Source organism: Longimicrobiaceae bacterium (assembly GCA_035936415.1).
In the GTDB taxonomy this organism is placed as follows: Bacteria; Gemmatimonadota; Gemmatimonadetes; order Longimicrobiales; family Longimicrobiaceae; genus JAFAYN01.
In genome coordinates this window covers 16,754-29,045 of the sequence record DASYWD010000526.1, presented here as the reverse complement: position 1 = coordinate 29,045, position 12,292 = coordinate 16,754, and the positions used below count along the sequence as shown (strand labels likewise).

The 12,292-nt window shown below is 72.4% G+C and carries 12 protein-coding genes; 3 read left to right on the top strand and 9 right to left on the bottom strand.

Annotation, left to right across the window (positions count from 1 at the left end):
- The 8 genes from VGR37_21350 to VGR37_21315 all read right to left on the bottom strand — a co-directional run.
- Positions 1 to 1,569: hypothetical protein (locus VGR37_21350; GenBank protein HEV2149958.1), on the bottom strand; the 1,569-nt coding region annotated here is incomplete at its 3' end.
- A gap of 116 nt (positions 1,570 to 1,685) precedes the next feature.
- Positions 1,686 to 2,264, bottom strand: a complete 579-nt coding sequence (locus VGR37_21345; protein ID HEV2149957.1) for a hypothetical protein — start codon at positions 2,262 to 2,264, stop codon at positions 1,686 to 1,688.
- A gap of 9 nt (positions 2,265 to 2,273) precedes the next feature.
- The gene (locus VGR37_21340; GenBank protein HEV2149956.1) at positions 2,274 to 3,122 is read right to left on the bottom strand and encodes a hypothetical protein; all 849 of its coding nucleotides are present in this window, start codon (positions 3,120 to 3,122) and stop codon (positions 2,274 to 2,276) included.
- Positions 3,123 to 3,193: 71 nt separating this feature from the next.
- Entirely contained in the window at positions 3,194 to 3,673 is a 480-nt protein-coding gene (locus VGR37_21335) for a hypothetical protein (protein ID HEV2149955.1), read from the bottom strand.
- A 25-nt stretch (positions 3,674 to 3,698) separates the two neighbouring features.
- A complete protein-coding gene (locus tag VGR37_21330) occupies positions 3,699 to 4,202 on the bottom strand; it encodes a hypothetical protein (protein HEV2149954.1) in 504 nt (167 codons plus the stop codon).
- 251 nt (positions 4,203 to 4,453) lie between these two features.
- Positions 4,454 to 5,587: an aminotransferase class V-fold PLP-dependent enzyme gene (locus VGR37_21325; protein ID HEV2149953.1), complete on the bottom strand. Its 1,134-nt coding sequence runs from the start codon at positions 5,585 to 5,587 to the stop codon at positions 4,454 to 4,456.
- A complete protein-coding gene (locus VGR37_21320; protein HEV2149952.1) occupies positions 5,584 to 5,961 on the bottom strand; it encodes a carboxymuconolactone decarboxylase family protein in 378 nt (125 codons plus the stop codon). Before VGR37_21320 ends, VGR37_21325 begins: the two co-directional genes overlap by 4 nt.
- 165 nt (positions 5,962 to 6,126) lie before the next feature.
- Positions 6,127 to 6,525 (bottom strand): GxxExxY protein, encoded by a 399-nt coding sequence (locus VGR37_21315; GenBank protein HEV2149951.1) that lies wholly within the window; start codon positions 6,523 to 6,525, stop codon positions 6,127 to 6,129.
- 143 nt (positions 6,526 to 6,668) lie between these two features.
- Between VGR37_21315 and VGR37_21310 the strand changes: the two genes are divergently transcribed.
- The 3 genes from VGR37_21310 to VGR37_21300 are packed head-to-tail and all read left to right on the top strand — an operon-like array spanning position 6,669 to position 11,373.
- A complete protein-coding gene (locus tag VGR37_21310; protein HEV2149950.1) occupies positions 6,669 to 8,456 on the top strand; it encodes an FAD-dependent oxidoreductase in 1,788 nt (595 codons plus the stop codon).
- Complete coding sequence (locus tag VGR37_21305) at positions 8,438 to 10,321, top strand: 2-oxoacid:acceptor oxidoreductase subunit alpha (protein HEV2149949.1); 1,884 nt, start codon at positions 8,438 to 8,440, stop codon at positions 10,319 to 10,321. Before VGR37_21310 ends, VGR37_21305 begins: the two co-directional genes overlap by 19 nt.
- The gene (locus tag VGR37_21300; protein HEV2149948.1) at positions 10,318 to 11,373 is read left to right on the top strand and encodes a 2-oxoacid:ferredoxin oxidoreductase subunit beta; all 1,056 of its coding nucleotides are present in this window, start codon (positions 10,318 to 10,320) and stop codon (positions 11,371 to 11,373) included. Before VGR37_21305 ends, VGR37_21300 begins: the two co-directional genes overlap by 4 nt.
- Positions 11,374 to 11,462: 89 nt before the next feature.
- Here VGR37_21300 and VGR37_21295 read toward each other — a convergent pair whose 3' ends face one another.
- On the bottom strand, positions 11,463 to 12,089 hold the full coding sequence (locus VGR37_21295; GenBank protein HEV2149947.1) for a hypothetical protein: 627 nt from the start codon (positions 12,087 to 12,089) through the stop codon (positions 11,463 to 11,465).
- Positions 12,090 to 12,292: the final 203 nt, after the last annotated feature.

Below are 12,292 nucleotides of genomic sequence, written 5' to 3'. Positions count from 1 at the left end.
GCGGGGGACCCCGCGGGTGACCGCGGCGGTGGCCCGCAGGAAGAGCACGTCCCCGGAAAGCGTCGGGTTGGATTCGTAGGCGGTCTCCAGGAGCACCCGCCCCACCCCCGACGCGACCCCCACCCGCCAGCGGTCCACCTCCTCCTCCAGCGGGGCCTCGACGCGCCCGGTGAGGTCGAGCGAGCGGTTCAGCCCCGCCGCGCCGCCCAGGTGCAGGCGGAGGCTGGAGTCCAGGTGCCAGCGGGGGCCGGTGGAGGGAAGGAAGGTGACGGCGCCCGAGCCGGGGTAGGCGATCCCTCCGCTCACCCCTCCGGAAACGGTTCCCCCGGCATGCTTCTGCAGGGAGGCGCGCGCGAAGGAGCGGTACATCCCCTGGACCTCGGCCACCCACGACGGCGCGGGGAGGACGCTGGCGCCGCCGTAGGGCCGGTACTCCACCCCGGCGGTGTCCGCCACGCGGTCCACTCCGCCCAGGAGGGTCAGCCAGCGCGTGGCGCCGTGCCGCAGGTCGAAGTAGGCGGCCGACTCGCATTCGATGCGCTGCGGGCACGCGCCGGCGCCCGCGGCGTACTGCCAGCGACCTTCGGGGATCTGGAGGACGGGGACGAGGTAGACCACCTGCGACTCCACCCGCTCGCCCGCGGGGCCGTAGAGCCGCACCTGCACGGGGGTGCTCCCGTACTGGAGCGGGACGGAGAGGGGGCTCGCGGCGGAGGCGTCGGAGAAGCCGAGGAGGCGCCCGTTCTGGTACAGCTCGTACTCCCACCCCGGCGGGAGCCGGGGGGCGAAGACCGCCTCGCCGAAGAGGGCGTCGCGGGCGAAGGGGGCGTTGGTGACGCCCACGCCGCGGAGGGAGCGGGCGCGGAGCCCCTCCGTCACGAAGTCGCCGACGCGGAGCTGCCGGAGCAGGTCGGAGCCCGGGAAGACCCGCAGGTAGCTCCCGGTGAGCTCGCCGAGCGCCGGGTCGCCCGCGGTGCGCGCGTTCACGCTGGCGCCCACCTGCAGCATCCCGCCGAGCACGCCCACCCCCGTGCGGGCGTAGGCATGGGAGGGGAGGACGGCGTCCGGGAAAAGGGAAGAGACGCCCCACTCCAGCACGCCGCCGCCGGTGCGCGGGCGGAACGCCACGGCTCCGGCCTGCCGGGAGGCTTCGGGGCGGCGGGCGAGGAGCAGCTCCCGCTCGCGGCGCTCGCGGATGGAGAGCCGCTCCTGCCGCGGGAAGGGCGGATCCCGCGTGAGGACCACCCGCAGCACGGATTCGTCCACCTCGGCCTCCGCCTCCAGCAGCAGCGCGACCGCGGCGGCGGAAAGGTGGATCTCCCCCGCGCTCGTGACGGCGTCGTCGTCCCCGAGCGGGGTGCGCTCCGCGGCGGTGACGGTGCGCCGGGGGAGGTCGAGCGTCGCCGTCCCCCGCCCGCGCGGCCGTGCGACGGTGGCGCGCCCGCGCTCCGGGTCGACCTCGAAGGGTGCGCCGGTCAGCTCCAGGACGGGAGCGAGGGGGAGGAGGACCTTCCCCTCGGGGGTGAGAAGCGCGGGGAGGCTGAGCGGCGGGACCCCCGGAACCAGCACCTCGTAGATGCCAGGCTCGTATCCGGGGGGGGCTTCCTGCGCGCGGGCGGGGGAGAGGGCGAGGAGGAGTGCGCCCAGCAGGAGGAGAAAGAGCCGGACGGGGTGCGGCGCTGCGCTCAGTTCACGACCAGGACCACGCCGACGGTGCCGGTGTACCGCCCCGGCCGCTGTCCCGCCGCCTGGGGGAGCGCCTGCCCGCCGATGTACACCGAGTACTGGTCGTACAGGTACACCCTGCGCCCGGGCTTGTAGCGCTCGGGCGTGTCGTTGAAGGTGGGGGTGGCCACCGGGTTCCAGGCGATGAACGACGCGATCTCGCAATTGCCGCTGTTGTCGATTTCGCAGAGCCCCGCGTAGTCCCCGTTGAAGGAGAGCGGGAGGGTGGCTCCGTCCGGGCCGGTGAGCGCGGCCGGGAGGTTGAAGCTGATGGAGATGGACTTCCGGTTCCTGACCCCCGAGAGCCGCCATTCCCCGCCGGCGGGCGTCCTCGGCAGCACGGTGACGGAGGCCGTCCCCGGCGGGATCGAGCCGAAGGTGAGCGGCTTCACCCCGACCCCGGTGAGCGGCGGCTCCAGGATGGTGGCCGAGACGAGCAGGCTCCCCGTGGCCGCGGGCCTGGGCGCCTGCCCCGCCAGGGGCGCGGCGAGGCCCAGCAGCGCGGCCGCGAGAGCCGGACAGAGGCGGAGGAGGCGCACGGGCGGCGCCTAGCGGACCGGGACGGTGCCCGCGACCGGCGCCGCACGCACGGGTCCGGACGCGGGGAGGTCCGGCCGCTCGGTATCCAGCGTATAGCGGACGGTGTACCCGGGGCGGAGCCCGCCGGCGGGCACGGGGAAGACGAAGCGGCGCCGGAGGGACCGGTAGACGGCCACGGCGTCCTCCACCTCCGACTGCACGCGGCCGTCGGGCGCGACGAGCTGTGCGCGGATCCTACCAAGATAGGCAGCGTTCCCCTCGCGCGCCACGTCCAGGGTGAGCTGCACGCCCTCGGGAGTGGTCTCGGCGCGGGCGTCCCGCACGGCGACTCCGGTGTGGACCGGGCCCTTGCGGAACATCAGCGCGGTGGCGATGACCGTCTCCACGTTGAGCTGCATGCGCACGTCGCCGCTGGTCTGCTCGATGGGCGGCTGCCCGCCGCGCGCGCGGACCAGGACGCGGCCCCAGTACTCGCCGTCGGGGAGGTCGGCCGGGGGCTGCACCAGCACGCGGAGCACCTGGCGCTGCCCGGGCTGGAGGACCAGCCGCCGCGGGAAGGCCCGCGCCCAGGGGACGATGGAGGGCTCGCCCGGCGCGGCGCTGTCGGCGAGCTCCACGTGCACGGTGCCGTTCGCGTCGGAGACGGGGTAGCCGAAGCCGAAGGAGACCTCCACCTCTTCGGGGAGGGTCCCGCCGTTGTAGAGGGTGAGGGTGCCGGTGCGGGTGCGGGAGTCGATGAACAGGGCCGACGGGCTCACGGTCACCGCAGCCGCCCGCGTCGCGAGCCCCAGGAGGAGCAGCGCGGCGAGCAGCACGGGCCGCCGGACGCCGGGACGGGAAAGTGGGAAACCGCGCATCGCCTTGTTCTCGCTCCTGGTCCTTCGAGGTCTGCCGCGCGCCCCCCGTGCTCCGGGCGGGCGCCGTGTGGCTACGTTCCCGGGGTGGTGGCGACGATCACGATGGTCGCCGTGTACCTGCCCGCGGGCTGGTCCTGCGCCGGGAGCGCGGTGCCTCCGAGGAGGACCCGCACCGCCCCCTGGCTCGCGTTCAGCTTGACCCGGCTCGTCTCCAGCGGGTTGAGCGGGACGAGGCCGGAGGAGGAGTTCTTGAGGAGGGCGCCGTCCCTCGCGCCGAAGCGGAGCGGGATGCGGGCCCCGGAAGGGGAGACCATCGCCTGCGGGAGCATGAAGGAGAGGTCCACCCACCCCTCTCCCGTGAGGACCACCTCGGCCCTCCGGGCGCCGTCGCCTACGCCGACCGCTTCCGCGACCCCCGGAAGGAGCGACCCGAAGGTCAGCCCCTGGGTGGGGACGGCCTCCAGGCCGGCCGCGGAGGCCTGGGCTTCCGCGCGTCCCCCGAACGACAGGCAGAAGGCGAGGATCAGCGCGCTGGAGATCAGACGGCCCATCCTCGCCCCCGCCATGGTGGAAGGATCAGTTCGCGGTCGCGGTGATCCGGATGAACCCGCTGTACGTGCCCGGGATCGCGTTGGTCTGCGCGGCGGTCAGCGAGCCGTTGAAGATCACGTACTCGGTCTGCACGGTGGCGGGAGCCGTGAGGGTGAGGACCCCCGTGCTGGCCGTCGCGGGCGCGCAGCTGGAGAAGGCGCTCACGATCGCCGTGGTGGTGCTGCCGACGCCGCAGGTGAACGCGGGCTGGAGGGTCTCCGTGCCGCCGCCGCGGGTCAGCAGACCGGTGTTGCCCGCGTCCGGGAGGGTGAAGATCACGCCCACGTTGCGGCTGAGGGCGATGTGGCCGGAGCCGGTGGCGGCCTGTCCCGGGGTGATGGAGCCGAACGACAGGGCGCTGGAGGTGCCGAAGTTCAGGACCGTCGGGATGTCGGCGCTGGCGCTGATGGACCCGTTCACCTGCGCCGAGGCCATGGCGGGAAGGGCCAGGGAGGCGGCGGCGGCGAGGACGAGAGCGGACTTCTTCATGGTGGGTCTCCTGGGTGGGCTGGGGATGAGAACTGCTCGGACGCCGGACTGCTACGGGTGCGGAGGGCCGGTGTGGCGCCTCGCTCGGGCTGTCGTCGGTGTCGCACAATTCTACGTTTTTGCCCGGCCCAGTCAACGGAAAGCTAAGTCGTTGCGACGCAGCGAAATGGGTGTGCCGTCCGGGGGGCTCCCGCCGACGGCGTTCCCGTTCGGGAACCAAAAATGTTCCCGAACGGGAACGGAGCGCCGCCTCAACGCATGGCTGCGACCACCAGTTCGTTCTCGCTCACCGTGTTGTAGAAGTGGGGGGAGATGCGGACGTACTCGCCGCGCCTGTCCACGATGATGTTCCGCTCCGCGAGGGCGGCCACGGTGGCGGCGGAGTCCGCGACGCGCGCCGTCACGATGCCGGAGCGGCGCTCCCGCTCCGCCGCGATCCGCAGCTCGAAGCCGGCCTCGCGCAGCCGCTTCACGAGGTCTTCGGTGAGCGCGTCGATCCGCGCGCGGATGCGCTCCATCCCCACCTCCAGGACGATCTCCAGCCCCCCGAGCGCGGAGTAGACGGTCGGGACGGCGGGCGTCCCCAGCGAAAACCGCGCGGCGTCGGCGCGGGGCCGGAAGGCGTCGGTTGCGAAGGCGAACTGGTCCTCCGCCCCGAACCAGGAGACCACGGTGGGGACCAGCTCCGGGATGCGCTCCTCGCGCACCCAGAGGAAGGCCAGGCCGGGCCCGCCCAGGAGCCACTTGAGCGGCCCGCCCACGTACACGTCGGCCCCGGAGGCGCGCGGGTCCACGGGGATCTGCCCGACGGCCTGGTACCCGTCCACCAGGAAGAGCGCGCCGGCGTCCCGCGCCGCCTTCGCGATGGGCTGCAGGTCCTGGACGTAGCCGGTGCCGTAGAAGACGTGGCTGGTCGCCACGATCGCGGTGCGCTCGTCCACGTACTCCGCCCAGCGCTCGGGCGCGATGCCGACCCCGTCGTCGCTGGGTACGACCACCACCTCCACCTCGGGCTTCGCGAGCCACTGGTACACCAGGGTGGGGAAGTCCAGCTCCGCCACCACCACGCGGTTGCGCTTCCGGTAGTCCACCGCGGAGGCCACGGAGGAGAGCGCGGCGGAGACGCTGGGGGAGAAGGCGACCTCGGCTTCGTGGGCGCTCCACAGCTCCGCGACCTTCACGCGCAGGTCGCCGATTCGCCCCAGCCAGAGCTCGTACCAGGCGGAGGCGCCCATGGTGTTCCAGAGCGCCTGGTACTCACCCAGGTACCCCATGGACCGCCGCGAAAGCGCGCCCAGCGAGCAGGAGTTGAGGTAGGTGCGGGTCTGCAGGATGGGGAACTCAGTGCGCCAGCGCTCCAGCTCCGGGTGCGGGACGGCGCTCATTCGGCGCTGCCCGCGTCCAGCGCCACGGGGCCCTCGGCGTTGAGCCGGTCCAGGGTGTCCACGGCGCGGCGGAGGTGGGGGATCACGATGGAGCCCCCCACCACCAGCCCCACGGAGAAGGTCTCGAACAGCTCCTCGTCCGTGACCCCTTCCTCCTTGCAGCGGACCAGGTGGTAGGTGACGCAGTCATCGCAGCGGAGCACCATGGAGGCCACCAGCCCCAGCAGCTCCTTGGTCTTCACGTCCAGCGCGCCGCTCTCGTAGGTGCGGGTGTCGAGGGCGAAGAAGCGCTTGATCTCCAGGTTGCCGGCCTCCAGGATGCGCTCGTTCATGCGCTCGCGGAAGCGGCGGAACTCTTCGAGCCGGTCGGACATCGGGCGGGACTCCGGGTTCGGGTGTGGCGGCCAAGTTGCCGGTCCCGTGGGGTGCGCGTCAAGGCGGGGAGGAACAGCAGGTCGCACGCAGAGGAAGCAGAGGAAGCAGAGGAAAAGCGGAGAGTGCCGTTCCTCTGCTTCCTCTGCTTCCTCTGCGTGAGCCAATCAGTTCCTGCCCATGCTCGCGCGGGAGTTGATTATCCGGTGGAGCCCCTCGTTCATGCGAGGCGCGCCGAAGTTGATGAGCAGGCCGATGGGGAGGTCCAGCAGGCGGAGGTAGGTGAGCACCTGCTTTCCATGCACCGCCGCGAGCTTCTCCTGTGATTTCAGCTCCACCAGCACCCTCCCCTCCACGAGCAGATCCGCGCGGAAGCCGTTCTCGAACCGCATGCCGTCGAACTCGAACGAGACCGGTACCTGCCGCTCCACGCGCCGGCCACTCCGCTCCAGTACTCGCGCCAGCACCGTTTCGTAGACGGACTCCAGCAGCCCCGGACCGAGACGCGTGTGGAGGTCGTAGGCTGCCTCGACGATCTCTCCGGTGATGGCGTTGATGTCCTGCATGAGGAGAGCGGGGATTGGTGAGTGATGCCGCGTGGCGGGAGTATCGGCAGCCGCCGCAAGTTTCTTGTTCCCGGCCGTCGGCGGCACTACCGTAGAGAGGACGTCCCGCTCGTACGGTCACGCCCGACCAGGAGGGTGCCGGAATGGGTCCCACCGACGTCTCCGATCCGCACTACTACCACCGCGTGGTCGACTGCCAGTGGGCGTGCCCCGCCCACACGAACGTCCCGGAGTACATCCGCCTCATCGCGCAGGGGCGGTACACCGAGGCGTACCTGGTCAACCGCGACTCCAACGTGTTCCCCGGGGTCCTGGGCCGCACCTGCGACCGGCCGTGCGAGCCGGCCTGCCGGCGGGGCCGGGTGGACGGGAAGCCGGTCGCCATCTGCCGGCTCAAGCGCGTCGCGGCCGACCTGCGCGACGACGTGTCGGCCCACCTCCCCCCCGCCCCCGTCGTCGGCAACGGGCGCCGCGTGGCCCTGGTCGGCGCGGGGCCGGCGTCTCTCACCGTCTGCAACGACCTCCTCCCGCTGGGCTACCACTGCGTGGTCTTCGAGAAGCTGGACCGCGCGGGGGGGCTGATGCGCACCAACATCCCCTCGTTCCGGCTCCCCGCGCGGGTCCTGGACGAGGAGATCGCCATGATCGTGGACCGCGGCGTGGAGGTGCGCTACGGGACCCCGGTGGAGAGCATGCGCGCGCTGCTGGAGGAGGGGTGGGACGCCGTCTTCGTGGGGAGCGGCGCCCCGAAGGGGAAGGAGCTGGAACTCCCCGGACGGTGGGACACGGACCGCGTGCACGTGGGGATCGAGTGGCTGGAAGCGGTCCACTTCGGCCACGTGGAGCGGATCGAGCCGCGGGTGCTGGTGATCGGCGTGGGGAACACGGCGATGGACTGCTGCCGCACCGCCAAGCGCCTGGGCGCCACCGACGTGAAGGTGATGGCCCGGCGCGGGCGGGCCCACTTCAAGGCGTCGCCCTGGGAGCTGGAGGACGCCGAGGAGGAGCAGGTCGAGATCGTGGAGGACCACTCTCCACGGCGCTTCCTGGTGGAGGACGGGCGGCTGGTGGGGATGGAGTTCGACCGGGTCCGCTGGGTGCAGGGCGAGGACGGGCGGCAGCGGAGCGAGACGCTGGAGACGGTGGCGATCCCGTGCGACGCCGTCATCGTGGCGATCGGGCAGGAGAACGCCTTCCCCTGGATCGAGCGGGACGCCGGGATCGAGTTCGACGGGCAGGGGATGCCCGTGGTGGACCGCACGACCATGCAGAGCACCCTGCCGGGCGTCTTCTTCGGCGGGGACGCGGCGTGGGGGCCGGAGAACATCATCTGGGCGGTTGAGCACGGGCACCAGGCCGCGATCTCCATCCACCAGCACTGTAAGGGGGAGCCCCTGGCCGCGCGGCCGGCGCAGGGGATGAACCTGGTCTCGGCGAAGCTGGGGATGCACTCCTGGGCGTACAGCAACGCCTACGACGAGTCGCAGCGTGCGAAGATGGTGCACGTGGGGCTGGAGACGCGCTTCGCGCACCTGGCGACGGAGGTGGAGCTGGGGTTCACGCCGGAGCAGGCTGCCCGCGAGGTGGAGCGCTGCCTGAACTGCGACGTGCAGACGCACTTCACCGCGCAGCTCTGCATCGAGTGCGACGCCTGCCTCGACATCTGCCCCACGAGCTGCCTCACCATCACCCTGGACGGCGACGAGCCGGATCTGCGCACCCGCCTGGCCGCGCCCGCCCTGAACCCCGACCAGCCCCTCTACGCCTCCGCCCCGCTCCCGCAGACCGGGCGCATCATGGTGAAGGACGAGGACGTCTGCCTGCACTGCGGCCTCTGCGCGGAGCGCTGTCCCACCGCCGCGTGGGACATGCGCATCTCCGACCTCCTCCTCCCCTACGCCGGAAGGCCCGCATGCCCGAGCCACGCGTGAGCGCGATCGCCGTCGCGGTGCCGTACGGGAACGGGGGGGCGCCGGCCGAGCCGCGGGTCAACGACCTCGCCTTCCGCGTGGCGACGGTGAACGGCACCGGGTCGGCGAGCGCCAACAGCCTCCTCCTGCAGGCGATCTTCCGGATGGGGATCCCCGTCTCGGGGAAGAACGTCTTCCCCTCCAACATCCAGGGGCTGCCGACCTGGTACGAGATCCGGGCGAGCGGGGCGGGGCACACGGCGCGCACGCCGGAATTCGACCTCGTCGTGGCCCTGAACCCCGCGACCGTGGCGTGCGACGTCGCGGAGGTCCGGAGCGGCGGGTGGGTGCTGTACGATTCCTCCTGGCCGATGGACGCGGCGCTGCGGCGCGACGACGTGGCCTTCCTGGGCGTGCCCCTGGGGGCGATGTGCGTGCAGGCGTTCGAGGGGAGCCGCGAGCGCACGCTGATGAAGAACATCGCCTACGCGGGGGCGCTGGCGGCGCTCCTGGAGATCGAGACGGAGGTGCTGGAGGAGATGCTCCGGGAGCGCTTCGGGCGCAAGCCGAAGCTGGTGGAGTCCAACCTCCGCGCCCTTCGGCTGGGCCACGACTACGCGCGGGAGCACTTCGACTGTCCGCTCCCGGTCCGGCTGCGGCGGATGGACGCCACGCGCGGGCAGGTGATGCTGGACGGCAACTCGGCGGCCGCGCTCGGCTGCCTCTACGCGGGGGCGACGGTGGGGGCCTGGTATCCCATCACCCCGTCCACCTCGCTGATGGACGCGTTCACCGGGTTCTGCGAGCGGTTCCGGGTGGACCCGGAGACGGGAGCGAAGCGCTTTTGCATCGTCCAGGCGGAGGACGAGCTGGCGGCGGCGGGGGTCGTGATCGGCGCCGGGTGGGCGGGGGCGCGGGCCTTCACGCCGACCTCCGGCCCGGGGATCTCGCTGATGAGCGAGTTCATCGGGCTGGCCTACTACGCGGAGGTCCCGGCCGTCTTCTTCGACGTCCAGCGCACCGGCCCCTCCACCGGGATGCCGACGCGCACGCAGCAGGGCGACCTGATGCTGCTGGCGTTCGCGTCGCACGGGGACACGAAGCACGTCGCCCTCTTCCCGGCCGACCCGGCGGAGTGCTTCGACTTCGCGGTGCGGGCGTTCGACTTGGCGGAGCGCTTCCAGACGCCGGTCTTCGTGGCGCTGGACCTGGACATCGGGATGAACGACTGGATGGTCCCGCGCCTGTCGTGGGACGACGCCTACCGCCCCGACCGGGGGAAGGTGCTGGACGCGGAGGCGCTGGAGCGCATCCAGAAGTTCAGCCGCTACCTGGACGTGGACGGCGACGGGATCGCGGCGCGGACCCTCCCGGGGGTCCACCCGAAGGGCGCGTACTTCGTGCGCGGGAGCGGGCACGACAAGCACGCCGCCTACACGGAGGACGCGGAGGCGTACCGGGAGGTGGTGGACCGCATCCGCCGCAAGGTGGAGGGCGCCGCGGAGGCCGTGCCCGCGCCGGAGGTGCACGGCCGGCCGGGGGCGCGGGTGGGGATCGTCTCCCTGGGCGGGTGCCACCGGGCGGTGCTGGAGGCCGTGGCACGGCTGGCGGAGCGGGGGATCGAGGCCGCCTACCTGCGCCTCCGCGGCTTCCCCTTCGCGGCGTCGGTCCGGGAGTTCATCGACGCGCACGAGCAGGTGTTCGTGGTGGAGCAGAACCGCGACGCGCAGCTCCGCTCGCTGCTGGTGCTGGAGACGGGGGTGGCGCCGGACCGGCTGGTCCCGGTGCTGGACTACGGCGGGGTGCCGATGAGCGCGCGCGCGGTGCTGGACGGCATCGTCCCCCACCTCGCCATCTACGCTTCGGAGGAGGCGGTGCCCGCATGACCTCGATCGCCAAGCCGCCGGTCCGCCACCCCGGGCTGGCCCCGAACGCGCTGGGACTCACGCGCCGCGACTACGAGGGGGCGATGTCCACCCTCTGCGCCGGGTGCGGGCACGACTCCATCACCGCCGCGCTCGTGCAGGCGGCCTTCGAGCTGGAGCTGCCGCCGCACCGGGTGGCGAAGCTGAGCGGGATCGGGTGCTCGTCCAAGACGACCGCGTACTTCATGCGCCAGGCGCACGGCTTCAACTCGGTGCACGGGCGGATGCCCTCGGTGGCGACGGGGGCGGGGGCGGCCAACCGGGAGCTGGTGCTGATCGGGATCTCCGGGGACGGCGACTCGCTCTCCATCGGCCTGGGGCAGCTCTGCCACGTCATCCGCCGCAACCTGGACATGACGTACGTGCTGGAGAACAACGGGGTCTACGGCCTGACAAAGGGCCAGTTCTCGGCGTCGGCGGACATCGGGTCGCGGGCCAAGAAGGGCGCGGCGAACCGGCACCGCCCCATCGACCCGGTGCTGCTGGCGCTGACCCTGGGGGCCACCTTCGTTGGGCGCGGCTTCTCGGGCGACAAGGCGCAGCTCGTCCCGCTGCTGAAGGCGGCGATCGTTCACCGGGGGTTCGCGCTCCTGGACGTGGTGTCGCCGTGCGTCACCTTCAACGACCACGAGGGCTCGACGAAGAGCTACGCGTCCGTGCGGGAGCGGCAGGTGGAGCTGGCGCCGGTGGACTTCGTCCCGATCCGGCGCGAGATCCAGGCGTCGTACGAGGAGGGCGCGGCGCTCTCGGTGCGGATGCACGACGGGAGCATCGTGCGCTTCCGCAAGGTGGGGGAGGGGTACGATCCCACCGACCGCGACGCGGCGTACGCGCAGGTCCGCCGGCTGCAGGAGGGCGGCGAGCTGGCGACGGGGCTGCTGTACGTGGACCCCGGGGCGGAGGACATGCACGCGCTGAACGGGACGGACGCGCGGCCGCTGGTGGAGGCGCCGTACGAGGAGCTGTGCCCGGGGCGGGCGGCGCTGGAGGCGCTGCAGGAGGAGTGGGTGTAAGGACCCCCTCCCCAACCCCTCCCCGCAAGGGGGGGCTTTTTGTTTCGTGCGGGCCGGGGGGCGGTGCGCCGGGAGACGGCGGCCCTGCTCTACGCGTAGTCCCAGTGGACCACGGCGAACGAGTCCAGGGTCAGCTCCGTGTCGGCGAAGACCAGCGCGGTGTGCAGCCATTCTGCCTGCTCGGGCTTGACGACCTCCTTCTCCGGGGAGGCCGACCGCTTCGTCTGCACGAAGGCGAATTCGTCGCCCCGCCACGCGAAGAGATCCCAGCATCCCTTGTAGCGCCCCTTGCTGCGCGAGGCGATCCGCGCCAGCAGCTGCCGCGGCTCCGCGTCCTCGATGGGCCGGCTCCGCTGCTCTGTGCGCGGGACGTCGCTCCAGTGGGTGAGGTACTTCCACACCTCGCCCCTGGCGCTGTAGGTGTTCACCCACCGCCCGCTCCACCCGTCCTTTTCCAGCAGCCGCAGGACGGCGAGCTCCGCGAACAGGTGCTCGCCGTCCAGGTCGATCATCCCGGCCGCCTTCTTCCCGAAGTCGTCCACGAAGGCGGATCCCTGCCACCGGGGGAGGCGCAGCGAGACTCCGGCGACGTCGCCCACGATCCTGCCGCCCAGCAGGTGGATGGGCGCCTTGAGGGGGACACGATAGCCGGGCCGGTCGGCATAGGGGGCGAGTGCCTCCAGCCAGGCGGGGGCGTTCGGTGCGGAATCGGTCATGGGAGAGGACGCGGGGAGCGAGGAGCCCGGAACGTCGCGGATCGGCGGCGGACGGACGGCGAGATGCGGCCGGAGACGCCGGAGTATCGGACAAGGTGGCGGCGAGCGGCCGATTCCGCCACCCGGCGGGCGACGTCGGCGCCGACCGCGCGGGCGGCACGCCCTCCGCCGCTGCGTGTATCACGCCGCATGTCGCAGCAACT

Bases quoted from the DNA above. Each gene is read 5' to 3' on its own strand.
- VGR37_21340 (HEV2149956.1), bottom strand. From the start codon at position 3,122: ATGCGCGGTTTCCCACTTTCCCGTCCCGGCGTCCGGCGGCCCGTGCTG.
- VGR37_21335 (HEV2149955.1), bottom strand. From the start codon at position 3,673: ATGGGCCGTCTGATCTCCAGCGCGCTGATCCTCGCCTTCTGCCTGTCG.
- VGR37_21330 (HEV2149954.1), bottom strand. From the start codon at position 4,202: ATGAAGAAGTCCGCTCTCGTCCTCGCCGCCGCCGCCTCCCTGGCCCTT.
- VGR37_21325 (HEV2149953.1), bottom strand. From the start codon at position 5,587: ATGAGCGCCGTCCCGCACCCGGAGCTGGAGCGCTGGCGCACTGAGTTC.
- VGR37_21320 (HEV2149952.1), bottom strand. From the start codon at position 5,961: ATGTCCGACCGGCTCGAAGAGTTCCGCCGCTTCCGCGAGCGCATGAAC.
- VGR37_21315 (HEV2149951.1), bottom strand. From the start codon at position 6,525: ATGCAGGACATCAACGCCATCACCGGAGAGATCGTCGAGGCAGCCTAC.
- VGR37_21310 (HEV2149950.1), top strand. From the start codon at position 6,669: ATGGGTCCCACCGACGTCTCCGATCCGCACTACTACCACCGCGTGGTC.
- VGR37_21305 (HEV2149949.1), top strand. From the start codon at position 8,438: ATGCCCGAGCCACGCGTGAGCGCGATCGCCGTCGCGGTGCCGTACGGG.
- VGR37_21300 (HEV2149948.1), top strand. From the start codon at position 10,318: ATGACCTCGATCGCCAAGCCGCCGGTCCGCCACCCCGGGCTGGCCCCG.
- VGR37_21295 (HEV2149947.1), bottom strand. From the start codon at position 12,089: ATGACCGATTCCGCACCGAACGCCCCCGCCTGGCTGGAGGCACTCGCC.